This is a genomic window from Longimicrobium sp. (assembly GCF_036388275.1).
Classification (GTDB): Bacteria; Gemmatimonadota; Gemmatimonadetes; order Longimicrobiales; family Longimicrobiaceae; genus Longimicrobium.
In genome coordinates this window covers 1-22,779 of the sequence record NZ_DASVSF010000015.1, presented here as the reverse complement: position 1 = coordinate 22,779, position 22,779 = coordinate 1, and the positions used below count along the sequence as shown (strand labels likewise).

Here is a 22,779-nt window from a genome sequence, read left to right as displayed (position 1 = left end):
CATGAGGGGGCAGCCGAAGCCTGCTGGGGCGAATAAATTCGCGGCAACAACCACCCGAAGTCCGCCTTCGCGGACTGGCTTCCCCGGGTGCACTCCGCGCCTGTGTGGCGCGCCTGCGGTCCTCGCCATCATTTGTCATCCAGAGGCCCAAGCGCACCGAACTCACCCCCACGCCACTCCACGCGGGCCGAAGGATCTTGCCAGCGTCACATCTCGATCTGGGCGCGGCAGCGAAACGAAAGCCTGAGCCGCGTCCGTCCCGGCATTGGTGGGTGCCCAGGCCTGCCGGGCCGATCGTAGCATCCCATCGACCACGCGCTGCCGACGAGGAGGCTGCTGCTGGCTGGCTCGTCGCCGCGTACATTTCGGGCGAGTCGTCGAACGACCACGAACTCGGCCTCCCCGCAGCTACGCGATCATGACCCCACCACCCCTGCTGCTCCGCCCGTGGCGCCCAGAGGACGCGCCGGAACTTCGCACCGCGATCGACGAAAGCCTCGCGGAGTTGCGCCAGTGGATGACGTGGGGCGCGGACGAGCCGACGCCGCTCGACGTGCTCACCCGCCGCTTGGCGGGGTACGCGGACGATTTCGACGCAGGGTTGCGGTGGAGATTCGCCGTGGTCCATCGGCTGACCGGACGGCTGCTGGGAGGCGCGAGCCTCCACCCCTACCCCGGTCCCGGCGCCCTGGAAGTGGGCTACTGGGTCCGTTCGTCCGAGGTGCGGCAGGGGATTGCTGCGTGCGCGGCGGGTGCGCTCACCCGGCATGCGTTCGAGCACCACCGGGTAGAGAGGGTGGAGATCTGGTGCGATCCCGGCAATCAGGCGAGCGCACGCGTGGCGCTGGCGCTCGGCTTCCAGCCGGTGGGAAGCCGGGAAATCGAGCGGGCGGATGGAAGCCCGCGGCAGGTGGACGTCTACCGTCTTCACGATGTCGATCGGTTGCCCCTGCGCGCGGGCCACGACGTGCTCATCGACGCGGGCCTTCCCCAGCGACCCGCCCACTGAGGGTTACGCGGGCGGACAAAACCTACCCGCGCCGCGACGTCCGAGCCATCTGTCATCCAGAGCCCAAGCGCACCAGGCTTACCCGCACACCGCTCCATGCGGGCCGAAGGATCTTGCATGCGTCATATCTCAGCGCGGGCGCGGCAGCGACACGAAAGCTTTTGACGCGTTCAGCCCAGCATTGGTGTGAGCCGAAGCCTGCTGGGGGAGGCCCAGCCTGCATGGGTGGGTGTCCGAGCCTGCTAGGGTGGGAGCCCAGCCCTGCATGAGGGGGGAGCCGAAGCCTGCTGGGGCGAATGAAGAATTCGCGGCAACAACCACACGAAGTCCGCCTTCGCGGACTGGCTTGCTCGGGTGCACTCTGCGCGTATGTGGCGCGCCCGTGCTGTCACCCCGGAAGGCGCGCCAGGGGACAGTGCTGGCAGCTACTCGCCCTGAACTCATGCATTACAATATTGTGATTGACACCGAGTACCGTCCGGTGTATCTCGCTCGGATACTTCGGCCGGGAGGGAGCGCCAATCATGAATGACACTATCCAGAACAGCGCGAGCGACGTGCTGCGGCGCCGCTACATCAAGGACGATCCGCGCCGCGCCGCCGCAGTGCAGACGGAACGGATCAACGCCGAGATCGCACAGTTGATCTACGACCAGCGGACCGCGGCGGGGCTGACGCAGAAGCAGTTGGCGGCGCTCGTCGGAACCCGCCAGTCGGTCATCAGCCGTCTGGAGGACGCGGATTACGAAGGGCACTCACTTGGCATGCTGCAGCGGATCGACGCCGCGCTGGACCAGCGGCTACACGTCAGCATGACTCCGATCGACCACACGGCGGCAGCTTGACGGAGGTGTGGGGGCTTTCGGGTTCCTCGCACCTGCAAGCCTCCTGGTGGGTTGAGAGGCTTCCCGCAGTTGTTGTGGCGGATTCATCTGCTCCTATGCAGAGACGCGAAAAAGGCCGGGGGATTTGTAGCCCCCGGCCCCACTTACCCAACATGGAGCTACTCGGCTACAGCCGCTCGACCACGCCCTCCACCAAGGCCGTCAGGTTCGGCTCGGCGGCGCCGGCGACGGCGATGATCTTCCGGATGTCGGCCACTTCCAGCGCATCCGGCAGGCACTGGTCGGTGATGATGGAAACGCCCATCACCCGCATGCCGCCGTGGATGGCCACGATCACCTCCGGCACCGTCGACATCCCCACCACGTCGGCGCCCATCATCCGCAGCATGCGGTACTCGGCGCGCGTCTCCAGGTTGGGCCCGGCGACGGCCACGTAGACGCCGCGCCGCAGCGTGATCCCCCGCTCCAGCGCCACCTCCACCGCAATCCGCCGCAGCTCGGCATCGTACACGGCCGACATGTCGGGAAAGCGCGGCCCCAGATCGTCCAGGTTGGGGCCAATGAGCGGGTTGTCGCCCAGCAGGTTGATGTGGTCGGCGATCAGAACCAGGTCGCCCGGGCCCCAGAACGGATTCATCCCGCCGCACGCGTTGGAGACGACGAGCGTGTCCGCGCCCAGCGCCCGCATCACCCGCACGGGAAAGGCCGCCTGCTGAAGGGTGTAGCCCTCGTAGCGGTGAAGGCGCCCCTGCATCGCCACGACCGGCTTGCCGCCCAGCCGGCCCAGCAGCAGCCGCCCCGTGTGCGTCTCGACGGTGGACAGCGGAAAGTGCGGGATCTCGGCGTAGGGGATTTCCGCCTCCACCTCGATGCGCTCCGCCAGCCCGCCCAGCCCGGTGCCCAGGATGATGGCGACGCGCGGCTCCAGCGTGCTCCGGCCGCGGATCTCCTGGACGGCGGCCGCGATCTGCTCTCTCACGTCCACCCGTCAGCTCCCCTGCGCATCGGGATCCTCGTCGCCCCGGCCGACGGCGGAGGTGCGCTCTTCCTCCTGCTCGATTTCCGTCAACTGCCGCTCCACGAGGGCGCGGAATAGGCGAAGGAAGCGCACGCGCTGGCCCTGCAGGCGCCGAAGTGTTTCGGCAGCCATCGTGGCTTGGCGACGCGCCTCGCCCACGATGCGGTCGGCCTCGGCGCGGGCCTCGCGCAGCACCAGGTCGGCCTCGCGGGCGGCCTGCTCGCGCACCTCCTCGCGAAGCTGCTGGGCAGAGACCAGGGCCTCGTTCATGGCGCGCTCGCGGTCGCGGTACGCGGCAATGGATTCCGCCATCCCCTCCACGCGAACGCTCAGCCCGGCGTTCTCACGCACCAGCTCCTCGAAGCGCTGGGCGACCGTGTCCAGGTAGTCGTCTACCGACGCGGCGTCGTACCCGCGGACTACCTTCCGGAAGTCGCCCTTCTTCTTTCGTACGTCCAGCGGCGTGAGATCGATCATCGCCCGCGCTCTCCAAAGAGGGTCGAGCCCACGCGGACGAGGGTGCTTCCCTCTTCCACCGCGATCTCGTAGTCGTTGCTCATTCCCATCGAAAGCTGGCTTCCATTGAAGGCGGGTACCTGCCGCGCCGTATCCTCGCACAGCCGCCGCGCCGCCGCGAAGGTGCGCCGGATGACGGCCTGGTCGTCGGTAAACGGCGCCATGGTCATCATCCCCCGCAGCCGCAGGCCGGGCAACTCCGCCATCCGCCCGATGGCATCCACCGCCTCGTCGGCCGCCAGCCCGAACTTGCTCTCCTCGCCCGAGGTGTTCACCTGGACGAGCGCGTCGACGGTGGTCCCCGCGCGCTCCGCCTCTTTCGAGAGCGCTTCCGCTAGGCGGAGCGAATCCAGCGAGTGCACCAGGTCGGCGAGCTCCACCGCCTTGCCGGCCTTGTTGCGCTGAAGGTGGCCGATCAGGTGCCAGCGCACGGCCGCGCGGCCCACGACGGCCACCTTGTCCTCCATCTCCTGCACGCGGTTCTCGCCCACGTCAGCGAGCCCGGCGGCGATGGCGGCCTGCACGATCTCCGGCGGATGCGTCTTGGTTACGGCCACGAGCGTCACGTCGCCGGTGCGCCCGGCGCGCTGCATCGCCCGCTCGATCCCCTCCCGAACCTCCGCAACCCGCGCGGCCAGCATCTCGGCGTTCATGCCGACGATTGTATGTCGTTGCGGGGGCGGTAGCAAGCGAGCGGAGCAGTCAGGGCAGGCCGTGGAACAGGTCCGCCAGCTCGCGTGGGGCGGTGGTCTGGGGATTGTGGCCGGCGGGCATCTGCAGCACGGTCCAGCCGTGTGCGCGGGCCCGGTCCGCGTACGGGGAGAACGAGTCCGTCTGCTTGCCGGGCTCCATCGTCAGGACGTACGTGGCGCGGAGGCCGCGGCCGGGTGGATGGGCGAGAAGCAGCGGCTCGGCGAAGCTGCGGTACGGATGAGGAACGTCCCATGGCGGATCGCGCGCCGGCTCCAGCCAGGGCGGCACGATCATCCCGAACCGCGTCCAGCTTGCAAGGGTGGAATCGCGCAGCGGCGAGCTGAGGCTCAGCACGCTTTCTCCGTGCTCCGGCAGGTACGCATCCAGGTACACCAGGTGGCTGATGCGGTCCGGCACCTGGTCCGCCACGCCGGTGATCACCATCCCGCCGTAGCTGTGCCCTACGAGGACGACGCCGCGCAGGTCCTCGTAGACCAGCGTGTTGACGATGTCGCGCACGTGCGTGCCCAGCCCCACCTCGGGCGAGCCCAGGTGCACGCGCTCGCCCAGGCCCGTGAGCGTCGGCCGATAGACGGTGTGGCCGCGCGCGGTCAGCAGCGAATCCACGCGCTTCCACGCCCATCCCCCGCCCCACGCGCCGTGCACGATGACGAACGTCTTCCGCGCGGCTGGATCGGGCGCATCCTGTGCGGCGGCGCCCGTCCCCGGCAGACCCAGGAGGACGAGCGCCGCCAGGAGCGGCACGCAGGAGCGTCGGAGAGAAGTCATGCGGATGTCCGGAGCGCGGAGCGAGATCAGTCGCCGGTGAGGACGCCACGGCGCTCCACTCCGCCCGGAGCGCCTTCGTTCAGCATCTTCTCCAACTGGTCAGGCGTCAGGTGGCGGTGCAGGCGGCCGCCGTGGGCCAGGGAGATGGCGCCCGTTTCCTCGGATACCACCACCACCATCGCATCCGTCTCCTCCGAGAGGCCGAGGGCGGCGCGGTGGCGCGTGCCCAACGTGCGGTCGTCCAGGACGGACTGGGTGAGCGGCAGGATGACGCCCGCCGCCACGATCTGGTCGCCGCGGATGACCGCCGCGCCGTCGTGGAGGAGCGAGTACGGGGTAAAGATGTTCAGCAGCAGCGCGTCGGATACGCGGGCCTGCAGGGCAGTGCCCGATTCCAGGTACTCGCCCAAACCGACTTCGCGCTCCACGGCGATGATGGCGCCCACCTTGCCGCGCGACATCTCTTCCACCGCCTGCGACACCTCTTCCGCCACCTGCATCTGCTCCAGCCGCGAGAACACGCGAAGGAGCCGGTTCTGCCCCAACTGGGCAAGGGCGCTGCGAAGCTCCGGCTGAAAGACGATCAGCGCGGCGATCACGCCGAACTCGAAGACGCGCTCCAGCAGGTACTCCAGCAGCGACAGGTTCAGCACCCGCGCCGCGCCGTAGGTGGCCACGACGGCAAAGATGCCCAGCAGCATCTGGATGGCGCGCGTTCCCGCCAGCACCCGCAGCACGCGGTAGACGACGACGGCGACCACCAGGATCTCGAGGAGGTCCTTCCAGTCGGGCGCCAGGAAGCCGAAGCGCTCCACCAGGCCGTTCACGAGCCCTCCGGCGAAAGCCGCAGCACCGCGTGCGCCACGTCCAGCGCGTGACGGGTGGAGCGGACGTCGTGCACGCGGAAGATGCGGGCGCCCCGCGCCAGCCCGGCCACGCACGCCCCCACGCTCCCCGCGTCGCGCAGGTCCGCCGGAACGCCGCCCAGGAGCGCGCCGATGAACGACTTGCGCGATGCACCCAGCAGCACGGGGCGCCCCAGCCGCCGCTCCAGGCGCGCCAGCCGTGCGATCAATTCCAGGTTCTGCTCCGCGGTCTTGGCGAACCCGATGCCGGGGTCCAGCACGATCCGCTCGCGCGCGATCCCGGCCCGGTCCGCACGCTCCAGCGCCTGCTCCAGCTCCGCCGCCACGTCGTCCACCACGTCCCCGTAGTCCGTCATCCGCTGCATGGTTTCGGGCGTGCCGCGCATGTGCATCAGCACCAGCCCGGCGCCGGAGGGAGCGACGATCCCGCCCATCCGCGCGTCGCCCAGCCCGGAGACGTCGTTGATGACGTCCGCGCCGCCGTCCAGCGCCTCGCGCGCCACGTCCGCCTTGCGCGTGTCGACGGAGACGGGAACATCAAGCGCGTCCTTGATGGCGCGCAGCACAGGCACGACGCGCGCCGCCTCTTCGTCGGCGGAGACGGCGGGGGCACCGGGCCGCGTGGACTCGCCGCCGACGTCGATCAGGTCCGCGCCGTCCTCCGCCATCCGCCGCGCCTGCTCCACGGCGCGGGCGGGGTCCAGAAACCGGCCGCCGTCGCTGAAGCTGTCGGGCGTCACGTTCAGGATGCCCATCACCAGCGGCCGGTCCAGCGACAGCACGCGCCCGCGGATCGCCCAGACGTCGTTGGAGACGGTTGGCGAACGCGGCAGATCGAGACGTGCGCTGGAGATGACCATGGGGCCGAAAGTATCGAACGCAAAAGCGCCAAGGCAAGCACGCAGTTGATTTGGAACGCTGTCAGGTGGGGCGTGAGGTTGGAGGCTGCACCCGCGCTCCCTTGGCGCCGAGGCCGCGCACGGCGAATGATGAATTCGCTGCAACAACCACACGATGTCCGCCTGCGCGGACTGCACGCGTTTGTGGCTCGAGCGGTCGGGCGCGCCCATGCTTTCATGCAAGGCCGGCCGCGCTCCGCGTGCAGGTGAAGCCCCGAACCGCGGCGCGACAGCACGACGTGTCGTACCTGCCTGAAGCACGTTTGTCATCCCGATCGAGCGGCCCCGGCGATCCCTGACGCCTGCACCAGAGACCGCAGCGACTGAGGGATCCGCCACACACTCCGCGTGGCGCGCCGCGACCGCGGATCGAGCCGATCCAGTTGTTGGTACCGTTACAGACGGGCGCGGTTCGCGCGCGTAGAGAAACGTGGGAATGATGTTTCCGCTGCTGGTGAGCGGGAAGCGCAGTGTGTGGCGGATCCCTCAGTCGCTGCCGTCATCGGTGTGCGGGCAGGTCTTCCTTGGCCGCTCCATCGGGATGACATCGGCTGCTCCGGTGCGTCGGGCCGTGACGCAAAACATCCCGGGCTCCATGGGGGAGCCCGGGATGTTTTCGGCCACCGAAGTGACCGTACTTACCGTAGTGACCGTCGTTACCGCCGTTACGCGAGCCTCGGCTTCAATCCCTCGATGCCGCCGGCCGGCTTGGGCCGGTCGGGCGCGGGCGCCGGCAGGCCGGCGAGGTCGGGCGGGCCCGGCTCGTCAAGCGGCTTCAGCGGCGGCAGTTCCTTGCCCGCGGCCAGCAGCAGCACGTCGTCGCGCGTCAGCGTCTCGCGCTCCAGCAGCTGGTTGGCCACGGCGTGCAGCAGGTCGATGTTCTCGCGCAGGGTGTCACGCGCGCGGCCCAGTGCCTCGTTCAGCACGCGCCCCACCTCGGCATCCACCAGCTCCGACATCTTTTCCGACACCTCGCGCCGCTGCCCGATGTCGCGCCCCAGGAACACCTCGTGCTCGCCCTCGGCGATGGCCACGGGGCCCACGGCGTCGCTCAGCCCCCACTGCGTCACGTAGCGCCGGGCGATGCGGGTGGCCTGCTGGATATCGCCCGACGCGCCGGTGGTCACCCGGTCGCGCCCGAACACCAGCTCCTCGGCCGCGCGCCCGCCGTACGTCATCACCAGCTTGGCTTCCAGCTGCTGGCGGGTGACGGAGACGCGGTCGTCCTCGGGCAGGGTGAACGCCAGCCCCAGCGCGCGCCCGCGCGGGATGATGGTCACCTTGTGCAGCGGGTCGTTCCCTGGAATGGTAACCGTGCAGACGGCGTGGCCAGCCTCGTGGTACGCCGTCAGCCGGCGCTCCTCGTCCTTCATCACGAACGAGCGGCGCTCGGCGCCCAGCATCACCTTGTCCTTGGCCTCCTCGAAGTCGCCCATGTACACCTTGTCGCGCCCGCGGCGGGCGGCGAGCAGGGCGGCCTCGTTCACCAGGTTGGCCAGGTCGGCGCCGGCCATGCCGGGGGTGCCGCGCGCCAGCACGTTCACGTCCACGTCGGGCGCGGTGGGCACCTTCTTCATGTGCACCTTGAGGATGCCCTCGCGGCCGCGCAGGTCCGGCAGGTCCACCACGATCTGGCGGTCGAAGCGGCCGGGGCGCAGCAGCGCCGGGTCCAGCACGTCGGGGCGGTTGGTGGCGGCCACCAGGATCACCCCGTCGTTCCCCTCGAACCCGTCCATCTCCACCAGCAGCTGGTTGAGCGTCTGCTCGCGCTCGTCGTGCCCGCCGCCCAAGCCGGCGCCGCGGTGGCGGCCCACGGCGTCGATCTCGTCGATGAAGATGATGCAGGGCGCGTGGCTCTTGCCCTGCTCGAACAGGTCGCGCACGCGGCTGGCGCCCACGCCCACGAACATCTCCACGAAGTCCGAGCCCGACATGCTGAAGAAGGGCCGCCCGGCCTCACCCGCCACGGCGCGTGCAAGCAGCGTCTTGCCCGTGCCCGGAGGGCCCACGAGCAGCGCGCCCTTGGGAATGCGCCCGCCCAGCCGGCCGAACTTCTTGGGGTCCTTCAAAAACTCCACGATCTCCTGCAGCTCGGCCTTGGCCTCGTCGGCGCCGGCCACGTCGTCGAAGCTCACCTTGGGGGTGTCGCCCGACAGCATGCGCGCCTTGCTCTTGCCGAACTGGAAGGCCTTGTTGCCGCTGGCCTGCATCTGCCGCATGAAGAAGATCCACAGGGCGATGATCAGCAGCCAGGGGAGCGACGCCAGGAGCAGCCGGCCCACCCCCACGGCCGGCTCGCGCGCGCTGATGCGCACGTTGGCGGCCTCGAGCGCGGTGATCATGTCCTCGGAGTCGCGGACGGGCGCGCGGGTGCGGAAGCGGTGGAACCGCTGCAGCTGCTCACCCGTGCCGCGCGTCCAGGGCTGCTTGACGCGCCCCTCCACCATCACGCCGTCGATGACCGTCACCGAGTCGACGTTGCCCTTCTTGAGCTCGGCCTTGAACTCGGAATACGCGATGTCGCGCACCGGCTCGGCGCGGCGGCTGGTGAGCTGAACGGTAAGGATGGACACCATCACCAGCACCAGCCAGAACCCGGCGGTGCGCGTGACGCGGCCCAGCTTGGGCGGCTGGGGCTTGGGAGTGCCCTTTTCTTCGTCTGCCATGGACTGCTTTTTCCCTTCCGGGGCCGCGGCGGGCGCGGGGTCCCGTCGCGCGAATAATCAGGTCAGCCGGCCCGGCCGCTCAGGGGGCGATCACCCCGATGAACGGCAGGTTCCGGTAGAATTCCGAATGGTCCAGCCCGTACCCGATGACGAACTCCAGCGGGCAGTCGAAACCCAGCCAGCGCGGCTCCTGCGCCAGGTTGCTGGCGATGTGCTTGTGGAGCAGCGCGCAGACTTCCAGCGACTTGATGTTGCGCCCCCGGAGCAGCGGGATCAGGCGGTTGAGGGTGGTGCCGCTGTCGACGATGTCTTCCACCAGCACCACGTGCTTGCCTTCGATGCTGGCCGGCGTTTCGTACAGCAGGTTCACCTGGCCGGAGCTGGTGGTGCCGCTGCCGTAGCTGGAGGCGACGAGGAAGTCCACCTCCATGGGCCGGTTGATGCTGCGCACCAGGTCGCTCAAAAAGATGAACGATCCCTTGAGCGTGCCCAGCACCAGCAGTTCCTCGTCGCGCGGATAGGCCTCGGTGATCTCGGCCCCGATCTCCCGCACCCGCTGGGCGATCTGCTCGGCGCTGAACAGCACCCGTGATACGGAGTGCCCGCCGGTGCGGGCAAGGTCGAGTTCGGTGTCAGACATCGGAGACCAGAAGAGTGATGGCCCGTTCCCCGGGCCGGGGCGCCAGGCCTTCGGCGGTGCCCACGCCGGGCACCCACAGCACGGACCCGGCGGCGTCGGCCAGCACGGGCGCGGCGCGGCGCGCGCCCACGGGCAGGCGCGCCTCGCCGAACAGCTTCTTGAGCGGGCGCGTTCCCGCCCGCGTGCGCATCCGGTCGCCCGGCATCCATCCCCTCAGCGCCAACGGCCAGGCGACGCGGTCCGCGGCCATGCACACGGTGGCGGAATCCGCCTTTGCCCCGGGCCGCACCTCGCCTTCGGCCCAGCGCGCCACGCGCTCCCGGCCGCCGACGCGGAACCGGCCCTCGCCCGCGGCCCCCGTGATGGCCAGGGGCAGGTCGGGCAGCGGCTCGCCCAGGTTCTCGGCCGCGCGGTGAAGGCGCGCGACGCCGAACTCCGTGGTGATCAGTACGCCACCTGGGAGCCGAAGGGTCCGTCCGCTGGGTGCCTGGCTGATAAACTCAAGCGCCGTGCGGGTTCCCGCCCGGTCGGGGACGGTGGCCAGCCGGCGCAGCGCGGCACGGAGCAGGCGGGCGGCTACGGGCCAATCATAAGCCGCGAAGCGCTCGCGAACAAGCAGCAGCGCCCCGTCTTCTTCGTGCACCGCCTCGGCAAGCAGGGGCGCGAGCACGGCTTCCCACGCGGCCTCGTCTTCGCGGGCCAGCTGGGCCAGCCGCACCAGGCTGGCACGCGCGCCAGCCGCCACCGTGCGCTCGATCAGCGGGAGCAGCCCGCGGCGGATGCGGTTGCGGGCGGGGTCCAGCGACCGGTTGCTGGGATCGTCGCGCCAGCGCAGCCCCGCGGCGCGTGCGTAGCGGCGGAGCTCCGCGCGCCAGAACGGAAGGAGCGGGCGGATCAGCCCGGTCGCGTCCACCGGGGGGATGCCGGCCAGCCCGTGGATGCCCGTGCCGCGCAGCACGCGAAAGAGCACGGTTTCGGCCTGGTCGTCGGCGTGGTGGGCGGTGGCGAGGTGGGTGGCGCCGGCCCCGGCCTGCGCGGCGCGGAGAAAGGCGTACCGCGCGTCGCGGGCTGCTTCCTCCGTCCGCGGCGGAGGGTCCGCGCGCGCCTCGGAGAGCGGAACGCCCCAGGCGCGGCACAGGCCGCGGACCCAGCGCGCGTCGGCTTCGCTGCCGGGGCGCATCGCGTGGTCGAAGTGCGCGGCGGACAGGGTCATCGAGGGATCGTCCGCCGCGAAGCGCAGCAGGTGCAGCAGCACCACCGAATCCATCCCGCCCGACACCGCCACCATCACGTGCGCGCCGGTGCCCCGGACGCCCAGCGTCTCGAGGTTCTGGCGAACGCGCTGGTCGAGCGGGGGTGGAGGGGTGCGGGGCATTCCGGGAGGGTGATGGAGGATCGGAGGCAGCCGGGCGACATCAGAGCGGGGTCGACTGGCTGACGCACCGGCCTCGGCGCCCCCCTCTCCCAACCTCTCCCCCGCAAACTGCGCGGGGGAGAGGCGTCAGCTCGGTGCGCGCGGGGGGTGCGGTGCGTCGGCGGGCGATCTTGATGGGTTCGGTGCGCTTCGGCGGCTGCGGCGCAGTCCCCGGCTGGACCCTCCCCGCATGCTGCGCATGCGGGGAGGGGAGAATTCGATTGCGCTTCGGCTGGCGTGGTGCGCCAGACTGGCTCCCTTCCCCCGCGCAGTTTGCGGGGGAAGGGCTGGGGATGGGGGGCGCCGGCCCGAGCACCAGGCCGACCCTCGCGCACCTGAACCCCGAAGTGTACCCCCTCTCCCACGCTGTTTGTGGGAGAGGGTGGCACGCGTGTCAGCGCGGACGGGTGAGGGCCCCACGGCAGCCGAGGCCTCGGCTACGGTGACCGCTGCCGCGCCCCGGCTTGTACGTGTCCGCGGCTAGATCCTTCGGCCCGCGACGTCTGTGCTGCGGGCCGTTACCGTGCGCCTGGCCCTCAGGATGACAGGCCTCGTCCGTTCCCGCCGGACCGCCTCCCCACCTCGTCGACCGGCGGGCGCCTGGCGGAGTTCACCGTCAGTTCCGAGTGCACGCCGCGCACCCCCTCCACGTCCCACGTGTCGTCCGTGGCGTAGCGCACCTCGTGGTAGTCGGGAAGCTCGCCGCGCAGCATCACCACCCCGTCCTTCACCTCCACCGTAATCGCCTCGGCGTCTACCCAGGTGTCGTAGAAGAGCGCGTCCTCCACGTCCTTCTTCACCTCTTCATCCGGGCGGCGGCGCGTGCGCAGGCGGTGGTGGTACGGGCCCAGGCCGTAGCGCGCGGGGCCGTGCAGGTTTCCGCTCTCCCACTGTCCGTCTTCCCGCAGCGGCTGGGGCCCGCGGTCGTTCGGCACGCGCCCTCCGCCAGCGCCGGGATACGGGCGAAAGTCGCCGCCGTAGCCACCCCGCGGACCCATCCCCATTCCGGGTCCCGCGCCGCGGGCCGGGTTCCAACCGCTGGGACCCGCCCAGCCGGCATCGTATGACGGCATCCGTCGTTCCTCCGGGACTCGTGCTGATCCCATGGCGAGTGTGCGCCGGGCGGCGCGGGCCCATTGCCCGCGCCGCCCGAAATCGCCCGCGTCAGGGCCGCAACAACCGTTCCAGCCAGGGCTCCATCTCGTCGTCCGCAGGGCCGGGCGGAAGGGGCCGGCCCGCCACCTCGTGGAGCACCCGCGCCAGCCGGTCGGGCCGGTCGGTGATCACCCCGTCCGCGCCCCACGAGAGCAGCCGGCGCATGTCTGCTTCGTCGTCCACCGTCCACACGTGGACCGCCACGTTGTGCGCGTGCGCCTCGGCGATCCAGCGCGGACTCAGCACCTGCCGGCCGCCGCTGCGCTCGGGCATCTGGAAGGCGTCCACGGGCGGGCGGTAGAGGCGCGTCGCGTGCGCCAGGTGCAGGGCGTAGAACGCGTACAGGTCCTGTCCGCCCGCGCTGGTGGGCCCCGCGTAGTCGTGAAAGAGCGAGCGGTTGCGGCTGTCCCCGGCGGCGATCAGGACGCGGTGCGCGGACCCGGTTTCCTGGATGGTCCGCAGGACGGCGGCCTGCGCGCGCCCGTCCTTGACCTCCACGTTCACGCGCGCGGCGGGGAGGGCGTCCAGCACCTCGCGCAGGGTGGAGATGCGCACGCCGGTGTCGCGGAAGGGGAAGGTGCGTCCGCCGTCGGGGGTGTAGCGGTAGCCGGCATCCAGGCGCTGCAGCTCCGCCAGGGTGAAGCCCGCCACGTCGCCCGAGCCGTCGGTGGTACGGTCCACCTGCGCGTCGTGAATGACCACGCACTCGCCGTCGCGGGTGGGCTGCACGTCGATCTCCAGCAAATCGGCGCGCCACCAGTGCAGGGCGCGCCGAAAGGCGAGGAGCGTGTTTTCGGGCGCCAAGCCCGAGCCGCCTCGGTGGGCGATCAGCAGGGGCGCGCCGGCAAGGTACCGGTGCCCGGGGCGCGAGCCGCCACCGAGCGGAAGCCAGGGAGAGCGCACGGGAAGCGGAATCCGCGCGCGGCGGATCAGGCCGCGGCTTCCAGCCGGTCGATCTCGCCGGACGTAAGGCCGTACAGGCGGTACAGCACCAGGTCGATCAGCCGGCCGGTCATCACGCGGGCGTACACCAGCTTCTGCGAGTCGGCGCCGCTTTCCACGTAGGCCGTCAGGTCCAGGTACTTGTCGCCGAGCATGGTGAGGATCTCCTCGACCGCGTCGGGGTGCGGGCGGGCCGGGGCCAGCGCGTCGGCGGGAACCTTCTCCACCAGCAGCCCCTCGATCAGCGCCAGGAACCCGGAGAACACCATTTCCGTCAGGTGCCCGCCGGGAATGGCCTCCTCGTCGGTCAGCTCTTCCCAGGCCAGCTCGTTGTCGTACAGGTCTTCGCCCTGGCGCTTGAAGTTGTCGAGCCCTTCGGGCGAAAGCGGCTCCGCGTCCTTGGCCACGCGCTCCGCCGGGCGGCTCAGCGCTTCCAGGATGCGCGCGCGGCGGCGCTCTACGTAGGCGGCTCCAGACACGGGGGCGGCGGCTTGGCTGCTCATGGGGATCAACGGTTCCTGCGGGGCTGCGGACATCGGTTTGGGGGGCTGAACATAGGCTGGACGCGGGCGGGCCGCAACGTGGGAAGTGCGGGGGAGTGCGTGAGTGCGTGAGTGCGGAAGTGCAGGAGACGCTCCGGCGCGTCAGGCGTGCTGGGCGGTGGCTTCGGGTTCTGCCGAGGAGGGAATGGATGGCTGCGCGTCCACGTCGGCCAGGGACAGGTCCGCGCCGTCCAGGGAGCCGGGGTCCAGGCGCGCACCCGCCAGGTCGGCGCCGCGCAGGATGGCGCCCTCCAGCTTCGCGCCGGTCAGGTCGGCCCCGGTCAGGTTGGCACCGGTGAAGTTGGCGCCGCGCAGGTCTGCGCCGCACAGCCGCGCGCCCGTGAGGTCGGCGTGCTCCAGCGCCGCGTGCTCCAGCCGGGCGGCCGACAGGCCGGTGCCGTGAAGGTATGCGCCGGTGAGGTTGGCGCCCTTGAGGTGTGCGCCCTCCAGGTCGGCGCCGGTGAGCACGGCACCCTTCAGGAACGCACCCGTCAGCCGCGCGCCCTTGAGGTGCGCCCACTCCAGGAACACGCCCTCGGCGTACGCCCACTCCATCGTCAGCCCCTCGCCGTGCACGCCCCACAGGTTGGCGGCCTTCAGGAACGCTTCGGTGAGGTTGGCTTGCGTCAGGTCCGCGCTCACCAGGACCGCCCCGGCCAGCTCCGCGCCAGACAGGTTGGCCCCGCGCAGCGACGCGCCCGACAGGTGGGCGCCCTTGAGGATCGCCCGCTCCAGGTTGGCCCCGCCCAGCTCCGCCCGCTCCAGCCGCGCGCCCCGCAGGTCCGCCCCGCGCAGCCGCAGGTGCCCGGCGGCGATGAGCATCCACAGGTCGCGGTCTGAGAGAATGCGGGGCTCCATGGGCAGGCTCAGGTGGCAGGTGGGATTCAGCCGCGGTCCACGCCTTGGGGCGCAAGCCGCCAGCGCATGCGGCCGGCCCAGCCGCAGCGGGGACACTCGCGGGCTGCGCCGCCGAGCCGGGCGAGGGCGCGGTCCAGCCCGGTGGTCCGCCCTGGCTGCCCCGTGACGGCGCGGCAGGTGGGGCATACCGGGGCCTCCGGAAGCGCGGCCACGTAGCGCAGCGCGACGTAGGATGCGATCAGAGCGACGGCGAGCACCGCCCACACCACTGCGGCCAAAGGCACCTCCCTGCGCCGCTTGCGTTTGGCCAGCCACGGGGGGGCCGACTCCGGACAGAGCTTATGCAACGCGCGTTCCCGCCGGATCGCACGGACCTTGCTCAGGGGCCAGGCTCCCCCGCAGCCTGGCGGCGGAAGCGGGGGCACGGATGCCGCATCAGGCGCCACCCGGAGCCCGGCACGGGCGCCGGCGCTGAACAACGAACCGCAGGAGTGACGACCATGACCGATCGCAACGTGGACCCCGCCTTCGATCCCGAGGAGATCGACGACGCCGATCCCCTCGGGGAGCAGGCGTTCGCCGAGGCCGGCTTTCAGGACGCCGACGACGGCGGACCCGACTTCTCCGCTCCGGGCCTGGTGGATTCGGCCGACGACAAGCGGCCCGGCGGCTTTGGGCAGAAGGTGGCGGGCGTGCCCGAGGACCAGCAGCGCGTGTTGAACACGCCCAGCGAGCAGCGCCCCGACAGCGAGAACGCCGTCATCCGCGAGCGCGGCGGCGCGAGCAAGGGCGACCCGGCGGTCGGCGGCACACGGCCGGACTGAGCGGGAACGGGGGATGAAAAGAGCCGGCGGCCGCTGATGCGACCGCCGGCTCTTTCTATCCTCGTAGACGACGAGCGTCCTGCGCGCTACTCCATGCTGGCCAGGTACTTCAGCGCGCTGATGCCGGGCATGAAGAAGTAGGCACCGCCGCGCGTGGTGACGAAGCGCGGAAGCTCCTTCACCCGGTGGCGCACCGGGCAGCGCTGCTCCACGAAGTTGCTCACCTGCGCGGGGTCCACGTGGTCGCCCACCGGGTGCGGCCCGATCAGCGGGTCCGGGTCGGCGTACAGCCCATCGAACTTCATGCTGTTCACCCAGGTGCTCTGCACGAACTCGAACTGGCGCCCGATGTCCGTGTTGAAGCAGATGAAGTGAAGCCCACGCCCCCGGTCGTCCGTGTTCGCGGCGATGATGTCGGCCGGGTCGAACGACGGGACCAGCGGCTGGCCGTACGCACGCCCGCGGCGCAGCAGGCGGTGCCGGTCGGCCACGAGAAGGCTGCCCTCGGGGCCAGGCTCCATGCCGTCGCGCGGGTTGGTGCGGCGGATGTGCGCGCCCAGCGGGCACTTGTCGCCGCGCTCGTCGGCCCACTTGCCCGAGTACATGAAGTCGTTGGCGGTCTTCAGGTCGAACTCGGCCGGCTCGGCGTCCGGATGGCGCGCGAGCGGGGCGCCGTTGGGCCAGCGGCCCACGATCTTGGCGCCCAACCGCTTGCGCTCCTCGGCATCGTGGCGGGCCTTGGCATCCAGGAACTGCCAGAAACGCTGCACGTGCTGCTCCATCTGGCGGAACGTCACGTAGCTGGCGTTGCGGCCCAGGTCGCGCCGGGCCGGGGTGCCCGGAGGATCATCCGGGTCGGCGGCGGCCAGGGGAAGCACCGCGCGGGAGGCGGGCGTCTCGGGCACCGTCGGTGAGTCGGGGATCTGCCCGTAGGCGTTCGTGTAGCCCAGCAGCACCTCGCCCGCGGGGACCACGGCCTCGGTGGGCGACGGCGCCTCGTCGTCATCGGGAGCGCCGAACCCGGCGATGCGCGGCTGCGCGATGCCGTCGTGGAAGCCGAAGTGCTCCTTGTCGGCCTCCAGCATGATGCTGCCCAGCGGCGCGCCCAGCCGGGCGCCGTGACGCTCGGCGCGCGCCGCCTCGGCATCCACCATCTCCTTCAGCCGCTCGGGGGTGCCGGCGTACAGGTACACCATGGCGTGCACGGTGTCGTCGGGCCCGCCCCACGACCACGTCTCCGGCGCCGAGGGGCCGTTGTCCCCCAGCACGCGCTGCTTGTGCTCGGTGATCATCCCCTCGGTGAACTCCTGGGCGAAGGTGTCCATCTCCTCGTCCTTCAGCCCCAGCGCCCTGAGCCCCTCGGCCGTGAAGCCCACGTTGAGCGCGTGGCCTTCCTTTTCCACCACCGAGCTGCGCTTGCCGCCCGAGGTGACGGCGCCCCCGACGTCGCCCACCCAGCGCCGGGCGGCGGCCGCGTCGGCGGGCAGGTACACGGGCAGGTAGTCGGCATGCTTCAGCGCGTAGAAGCTGCGCGCCACCAGCCCCTGCACGTCGTGCATCTCCACCCTGGTCGCCGGGGTAGGCTTCGGCTTGGCGGTGGAGAGCGCCGGACCGGTGTTGTCGACGTTGGTGGTGCCGCCGAAACGGCGCACCCACAGCCCGGCCTCGGCGGCGGTCATGTCGCCGTACAGGCCCAGGCGCATCTTGCTGTTGTTGTTGATGTTGTCCACCGAAAGCCAGCGGTACGCACTGTACCACACCTGCGTGGGGATCTGGCTGTCGCGCGAGTACGTCTTGAACTTCTGCTCGTCGGTGGCGCCGTCCTGGATCAGGTTCTTGGTCCGCGGAAAGCCCACGCAGTTGCTCCACACGCCGGTGAGGCCGCTGTGCGACTTGTCGATGAAGTCGCCCAGGTAGTTTTCCCAGCTGCCGTCGAAGTTGCTGAAGAACTCCAGGCGGCGCCCCTCGTCCACGATCACCCAGCGGGCGAAGTGGATGGACGGAATGCCGGCCAGCGTGCCCTGGTTGCTCAGGTACTTCGCCGAGAAGTTGATGAACGCCAGCACCGCGCGCAGGATCGTCCCCCGGAACCAGAGCGGCTCCTTGATGTAGATGACGCTGCTCATCTGGTTCTGGACGATCCGGTCTTCGACGGAGAGCAGGTCGTCGATGCTCTTGTTCTGCAGGATCACCGGATCCGTCTTTTCCAGCTTGCGCAGGAACAGGTACGCCGCCCCCAGCACCACGACCGCCACCGCCACCAGCCCGCCCACCACCGTCAGGGCCGTGCTCCACGATCCCGTCACCAGCCGCACCACCACGGTCAGCGCCGCCAGCACGGCCAGCACCGCGCCGATGGCCACCTGCTTCAGATAGTCCGGGTTGAAGAGCAGCTTGGGGAAGGGCCCCGGCTGCTGGCGCGCCCACGCGAAGTCGGGGTTCTGGAACACCCAGTCGCGCACCCGGTTGCGAATGGCCAGCGGCTCGCGGGGGAAGTCGTCCTTGCCCGCGTTCTCGTCCAGGTACCGCTCGATGGCCTGGTGAAGCTCTTCTTCCCGGTGGATCTGGTCCACCGAGCGATGCATGGTCCCGGTGTAGAAGGTGTTCGAGCGCAGGTGGTGCCGCAGCATGAAGCCGTGCACGGCCGCGCGGTCGTGGCTGCCGGGCCATCCCTCGCAGTGGTTGAACACCCGGTCCAGCCCCGGGCCGGCCACGGCCAGCAGCTCGTCGATGTGCTCGTCGAGCGGGCCGTCGAAGTCGGTGGCGAACAGCAGCTTGGGCGGGATCGGCGGCCCCTTCACCTGCACCTTGCCGTCGTACTCCGGAAGCTTGTTGGTGGGCCAGGGCGAGGGCTCGTGCACCAGGATGCGCGCGAAGTGAAGCGTGGTGATCTTCGCGAACGGGATGATGCAGTTGACTTCGAAGTCGTAGCCGTCGTTGGGATTGGCCACTTCCTTGAGCAGCGCCTGTAGCTCGTCGTAGTGGCCGGCCTTCACCGGCACCATCACCAGGAGCGACGCCTGGCTGGTGTGCCCGTCGGTCTTCGCCGACTCCAGCTTCTGCAGCGGCGTCCGCGTGCGCGCGGCGGCCACCTGCCGGCGGCGGTGCAGCTTGTCGGACACCACGGTGGTCTCGGCGCCGACGTGCACCCTGGTTTCGCCCTCGGGGGGAGAAGCGATCGCGGGGACCTGGATGACGTTGGGATCGGTCGCGGCGGACTGCGGCTGGTCCGGGCCGGGAGGGGCGAGCGGGTTGTCGCTCATCAGCGGGGGCTCCTGCTTACGCGAGGGTTTTGCCGGCGGAGGGTAGAGCGGAGAGGCCGGCGGGGACCGGGCCGTTCGGAGCGGAGAGCGTGGGGAGGGTGCTTCCGTGGAGAAACGGGCCGGATCGGGGATGCGCATGTTTACGCAAATTAGGGTCCGTCCGCCTCTCGTTCGCGCCCATTTTCCAAGTCGTTCAGGGATAGTCAGTTACGCGCACCCCCTGCATTCTGCCTGGGATTGGCGGTGGGGCGGTGGGACGCACGCTCCCCAGACGACCGGGACACGCGCACCCCTGCATGCTGCCTGCGGATGCAGCATGCAAAGAGAAAGATTGTCCGCTCACAGCAGGGTGCTTATCATGGTGCGGCCCCGGCTCCCTACCCCGCCGGCAACCCCTCGCCAGACCATTCCTCCCGCGAAAGGCATCCCCCGTGAGTACCCTGGCCCCGCCCCCGCCCGCCGCCGCCGGCACCGCCCCCGCGCGCCAGCCGCAGTCGCCCAACGCGCAGGGCGGCCTGAAGATCCGCATCAAGCGCCGAATCTTCTACGCGCTCACCGGGCGCCGCGTGCTGCGCGCCGTGTTCGCGGTCCTGCGCCGGCACGCGCCGCTGGCCAAGGTGGGCACCCGCGTGGTCGTCAGCCGCCACGCCGACGTGCTGGAAACGCTGGACCGCGACGAGGTGTTCACCATCAGTCAGGTGAACGGGCCGTCCATCGACCGCATCAACGGGCCCTTCATCCTGGCGATGGACCGCGGGCCGGAGTACGACCGCGACCACGCCGCCCTGCGCTCGTGCGCGCGGCGCGAGGACGCCGGGCGCATCCGCGAGATGGCGCGCGACGCGTCGGCCCGGGCCATCGAGGCGGCGCGCCCGCGGCGGCGCATCGAGGCGGTGCAGTCGCTCACGCGCGCCGTGCCGTCGGAGCTGGTGGAGCGCTACTTCGGCTTTCCCGGGCCGGACCGAACCGCCCTGCAGCGCTGGCTGCGCAACCTGTTCCAGGACGCCTTCGCCAACCCCATCGACGACCCGTACGTCCGCGAGGCGGCGCACCAGTCGTTCCTGGAGGTGAAGGCGTGGGTGCTTCCCGAAATCGCCCGGCGGCGCGCGGCGGGTACGGGACTGGACGACGACGTGATGGGCCGCATGATCGCCCTGGGCGCCACCAACCCCTGGGCCGACGACGACTGGGTCCGGCGCAACATCGCCGGGCAGATCGTGGGCGCGGTGGATACCATCTCGCGCTTCAGCATCCTGGCCATCGACGAGCTCCTTCGCCGCCCGCGCGAGCTGGAGGGCGCGCAGGCTGCCGCACAGGTGGGCGACCTGGACCGCGTGCGCCAGTACGCGTGGGAGGCGGTGCGCTTCAACCCGCACACACCGCTGATGGCGCGCACGTGCTCGTCGGCCTGCACGCTGGCGGCCGGCACGCCACGCGCCAAGCAGATCCAGCCCGGGAGCGGGATGGCCATCGGCACCCTTTCGGCCATGTTCGACCCCGACGGCTTCCCCGATCCGAGGCGGTTCCGCATCGACCGCGACGTGAAGTCGTACCTGCACTTCGGCTGGGGGATGCACCAGTGCTTCGGGATCGGCATCAACATGGTGATGATCCCCGAGATCATGGCTGCCATGCTGCGCTTGGACGGGCTGCGCCGCGCTCCCGGCCGCGCCGGGCGCGTGGTGCTGGATGGTCCGTTTCCCGATCGCCTGGCGCTGGAGTTCGACTGAATCCGTCGACTGCGGCCTCACGCAGAGCCGCAGAGCCGCAGAGAGAGGATACGGAGAGAGGACGCCTCACATGCGGGCATCGAGAACGCGGAGGGAGGGCCTCCGGGGTTCCTCGCTGCCCCTGCGTGTGAGGCTCTTCTTTTTCTTGGTGTAGACGGCGGCGCGGAGCATGCGGCGGGGGGCGCAGGGTAGCGCTTCGTCCCTCAACCCGGCGTACCGATGCAACTGACGGGGATTCACCACCTGACCGCCGTGTCGGCCGACATCCGCGGCAACCACCGCTTCTACACCGGCGTCCTGGGGATGCGGCTGGTCAAGCGCAGCGTCAACCAGGACGACGTGAGCGCCTATCACCTGTTCTACGCCGACGCCGTCGGGTCGCCCGGCACGGACCTGACCTTCTTCGACTGGCCGATGCCGCGCGAGCAGCGCGGGACGCACGCCATCACCCGGACGTACCTGCGCGTTACGGGCGCGGCGTCGCTGGAGTGGTGGGCCCGCCACCTCGCCGACCAGGGCGTGCAGGCCGGCGCGGTGGAGGAGCGCGACGGGCGGCTGACGCTGGACTTCGAAGACCCCGAGGGGCAGCGCCTGTCGCTCGTGGATGACGGCGGCGCGGGCGATCCCCCCACGCCGTGGGACCGCTCTCCCGTTCCCCCCGAGCACCAGGTCCGCGGGCTGGGACCCGTCATGATGAGCGTGCCCAGCCTGCGCACGACCGACATGGTGCTCACGCAAGCGATGGATTTTCGGCCCGTGCGCCAGTACGCGCACCCCGACAATCCCCGCCACGCGGTGCACGTGTACGAGATGGGCGCGGGCGGGCCCCACGCCGAGCTTCACGTCGCGGTGCAGCCGGACCTGCCGCCCGGCAGGCTGGGCGCCGGAGGCGTGCACCACGTCGCCTTCCGCACCCCCCACGACGAGGAGTATCACGGCTGGGTGCGGCGGTTGACCGAGATGGGCATCCGCAACAGCGGCGAGGTCGACCGCTACTACTTCCGCAGCCTGTACTTCCGCGAGCCCAACGGCATCCTCTTCGAGATCGCCACGGACGGGCCCGGCTTCGCCGTGGACGAGAACCCCGCCACGCTGGGCGAATCCGTGGTGCTGCCGCCGTTCCTGGAGCCGCGCCGCGAAGCGATCGTCGCCGGCCTCAAGCCCATCGACTAGGCGGGACAGAACCCGCGTCACGGAAAACGGCAGGGCCACGGAAAGTCCTCTCCGCGGCCCTGCTGCCTTTATCCGTTCGCCGGCGTTCAGTGGACGCGGATTCCGCGCGCCACCAGCCCCAGGCCGCCGGCCAGCAGGCCCAGCATCATCAGCGTGTTGAACAGGCTGGTGGGCCGGAAGTAGATGTGGAGATTGGAGAGGATGCCCGCCAGGATGATGGCCGCGCCCACCAGCACCAGCAGCCAGCCCACCGCCGAGCGCCCGTTGAAGAACAGCATTCCGATGCCCGCCAGCAGCGGGATCAGCGTCAACCCGAAGGCGTTGTAGCCCCCCACCCGCCAGAACCCGCTGCTGACCTCCACCTGTGAAGTCAGCAGGTACGCGCCCGCGAACGCCATCGTCAGCCCGATGATGAATTCCAGCACGCCGCCCGGGGTGCCGCCCGCGCCGCGGGTCCGCTCGATTTCGGTCACGGAAGTTCCTTCGTGCTCGGGTGGGGAGTTCGGCGGGAACCATAGTATCAGCGTTCTCGCGCTCCGGTGCAACGGGTGATGCGGGCGTACAGTACGGCCGGGCCACAAGTTGTTTCGCCGCAGGCACAAGCGAAGAGGGCGGCCCCTGTCACGGGGCCGCCCTCTCGGTCTTCTTCCCGTCCGGGTCGCCGCTCTCTTCCATGGGGCCGAATCTAGTCCGCACGAACGAGGCGGCGCAAGATAAAGAAGCCGAACTGCGGGTTTCACACGGAGGGCACGGAGGACACGGAGGAACGGCAGAGGATTTGTCTTTTCCCCCGTGACCTCCGTGCCCTCCGTGTGAGGCCGCTGTTATCGGGGCATGCGAAACGCCAAACGCCCGCCCTGATCACGAGGATCAGGGCGGGCGTTCGGAATAAAAGGCCGGCGGCGCCGTACTCTCCCACCGGGTGGCCCCGGCAGTA

At 70.5% G+C, this 22,779-nt stretch carries 21 protein-coding genes; 5 read left to right on the top strand and 16 right to left on the bottom strand.

The genetic code is table 11. The features are described from left to right. Positions 1-418: 418 nt before the first annotated feature. Together VF632_RS05290 and VF632_RS05285 are read left to right on the top strand one after the other, a co-directional pair. Complete coding sequence (locus tag VF632_RS05290) at positions 419-1,009, top strand: GNAT family N-acetyltransferase (protein ID WP_331021815.1); 591 nt, start codon at positions 419-421, stop codon at positions 1,007-1,009. A gap of 524 nt (positions 1,010-1,533) precedes the next feature. Beyond that, positions 1,534-1,854 (top strand): helix-turn-helix domain-containing protein, encoded by a 321-nt coding sequence (locus VF632_RS05285; protein ID WP_331021814.1) that lies wholly within the window; start codon positions 1,534-1,536, stop codon positions 1,852-1,854. Positions 1,855-2,020: 166 nt separating this feature from the next. Here the strand turns inward: VF632_RS05285 and VF632_RS05280 are convergent, their stop codons facing one another. The 14 genes from VF632_RS05280 to VF632_RS05215 form a co-directional block, all read right to left on the bottom strand. Continuing rightward, positions 2,021-2,833: a purine-nucleoside phosphorylase gene (locus VF632_RS05280; protein ID WP_414682884.1), complete on the bottom strand. Its 813-nt coding sequence runs from the start codon at positions 2,831-2,833 to the stop codon at positions 2,021-2,023. A gap of 9 nt (positions 2,834-2,842) precedes the next feature. Then, entirely contained in the window at positions 2,843-3,349 is a 507-nt protein-coding gene (locus VF632_RS05275; protein WP_331021812.1) for a DivIVA domain-containing protein, read from the bottom strand. Then, a complete protein-coding gene (locus VF632_RS05270; protein ID WP_331021811.1) occupies positions 3,346-4,041 on the bottom strand; it encodes a YggS family pyridoxal phosphate-dependent enzyme in 696 nt (231 codons plus the stop codon). Before VF632_RS05270 ends, VF632_RS05275 begins: the two co-directional genes overlap by 4 nt. A gap of 49 nt (positions 4,042-4,090) precedes the next feature. Further along, entirely contained in the window at positions 4,091-4,870 is a 780-nt protein-coding gene (locus tag VF632_RS05265; protein ID WP_331021810.1) for an alpha/beta hydrolase family protein, read from the bottom strand. A 26-nt stretch (positions 4,871-4,896) separates the two neighbouring features. Then, positions 4,897-5,697 (bottom strand): diadenylate cyclase CdaA, encoded by an 801-nt coding sequence (cdaA, locus tag VF632_RS05260; protein WP_331021809.1) that lies wholly within the window; start codon positions 5,695-5,697, stop codon positions 4,897-4,899. After that, positions 5,694-6,596, bottom strand: coding sequence for a dihydropteroate synthase (gene folP, locus VF632_RS05255; RefSeq protein ID WP_331021808.1), 903 nt, complete (start codon positions 6,594-6,596; stop codon positions 5,694-5,696). Before folP ends, cdaA begins: the two co-directional genes overlap by 4 nt. A 704-nt stretch (positions 6,597-7,300) precedes the next feature. Then, on the bottom strand, positions 7,301-9,301 hold the full coding sequence (gene ftsH / locus VF632_RS05250; RefSeq protein WP_331021807.1) for an ATP-dependent zinc metalloprotease FtsH: 2,001 nt from the start codon (positions 9,299-9,301) through the stop codon (positions 7,301-7,303). Positions 9,302-9,380: 79 nt separating this feature from the next. Next, positions 9,381-9,941: a hypoxanthine phosphoribosyltransferase gene (hpt, locus tag VF632_RS05245; protein WP_331021806.1), complete on the bottom strand. Its 561-nt coding sequence runs from the start codon at positions 9,939-9,941 to the stop codon at positions 9,381-9,383. Continuing rightward, the gene (tilS, locus tag VF632_RS05240) at positions 9,934-11,316 is read right to left on the bottom strand and encodes a tRNA lysidine(34) synthetase TilS (protein ID WP_331021805.1); all 1,383 of its coding nucleotides are present in this window, start codon (positions 11,314-11,316) and stop codon (positions 9,934-9,936) included. The genes hpt and tilS overlap by 8 nt, the downstream gene beginning before the upstream one ends. A gap of 575 nt (positions 11,317-11,891) precedes the next feature. Continuing rightward, positions 11,892-12,428 carry a BON domain-containing protein gene (locus tag VF632_RS05235; RefSeq protein WP_331021804.1) on the bottom strand — a complete coding sequence of 179 codons (537 nt, stop codon included), beginning with the start codon at positions 12,426-12,428 and terminating at the stop codon, positions 11,892-11,894. Positions 12,429-12,519: 91 nt separating this feature from the next. Next, positions 12,520-13,413 carry a glycerophosphodiester phosphodiesterase gene (locus VF632_RS05230; protein WP_331021803.1) on the bottom strand — a complete coding sequence of 298 codons (894 nt, stop codon included), beginning with the start codon at positions 13,411-13,413 and terminating at the stop codon, positions 12,520-12,522. A gap of 26 nt (positions 13,414-13,439) precedes the next feature. Further along, positions 13,440-13,955: a hypothetical protein gene (locus tag VF632_RS05225; protein ID WP_331021802.1), complete on the bottom strand. Its 516-nt coding sequence runs from the start codon at positions 13,953-13,955 to the stop codon at positions 13,440-13,442. A gap of 141 nt (positions 13,956-14,096) precedes the next feature. Further along, positions 14,097-14,852, bottom strand: coding sequence for a pentapeptide repeat-containing protein (locus VF632_RS05220; RefSeq protein ID WP_331021801.1), 756 nt, complete (start codon positions 14,850-14,852; stop codon positions 14,097-14,099). A gap of 26 nt (positions 14,853-14,878) precedes the next feature. Further along, positions 14,879-15,136: a hypothetical protein gene (locus VF632_RS05215; RefSeq protein WP_331021800.1), complete on the bottom strand. Its 258-nt coding sequence runs from the start codon at positions 15,134-15,136 to the stop codon at positions 14,879-14,881. A 216-nt stretch (positions 15,137-15,352) separates the two neighbouring features. Between VF632_RS05215 and VF632_RS05210 the strand changes: the two genes are divergently transcribed. Then, entirely contained in the window at positions 15,353-15,676 is a 324-nt protein-coding gene (locus tag VF632_RS05210) for a hypothetical protein (RefSeq protein ID WP_331021799.1), read from the top strand. Between the two features lie 86 nt (positions 15,677-15,762). On the opposite strand, the gene VF632_RS05205 is transcribed toward VF632_RS05210, so the two are convergent. After that, positions 15,763-18,939, bottom strand: coding sequence for a hypothetical protein (locus VF632_RS05205; RefSeq protein ID WP_331021798.1), 3,177 nt, complete (start codon positions 18,937-18,939; stop codon positions 15,763-15,765). 431 nt (positions 18,940-19,370) lie between these two features. On the opposite strand from VF632_RS05205, the gene VF632_RS05200 reads away from it, so the two are divergent. Both VF632_RS05200 and VF632_RS05195 read left to right on the top strand, forming a co-directional pair. Beyond that, positions 19,371-20,669 carry a cytochrome P450 gene (locus VF632_RS05200; RefSeq protein WP_331021797.1) on the top strand — a complete coding sequence of 433 codons (1,299 nt, stop codon included), beginning with the start codon at positions 19,371-19,373 and terminating at the stop codon, positions 20,667-20,669. Positions 20,670-20,888: 219 nt separating this feature from the next. Further along, entirely contained in the window at positions 20,889-21,842 is a 954-nt protein-coding gene (locus VF632_RS05195) for a ring-cleaving dioxygenase (protein WP_331021796.1), read from the top strand. An 86-nt stretch (positions 21,843-21,928) separates the two neighbouring features. On the opposite strand, the gene VF632_RS05190 is transcribed toward VF632_RS05195, so the two are convergent. Further along, positions 21,929-22,315, bottom strand: coding sequence for a hypothetical protein (locus tag VF632_RS05190; RefSeq protein WP_331021795.1), 387 nt, complete (start codon positions 22,313-22,315; stop codon positions 21,929-21,931). Positions 22,316-22,779 lie beyond the last annotated feature (464 nt).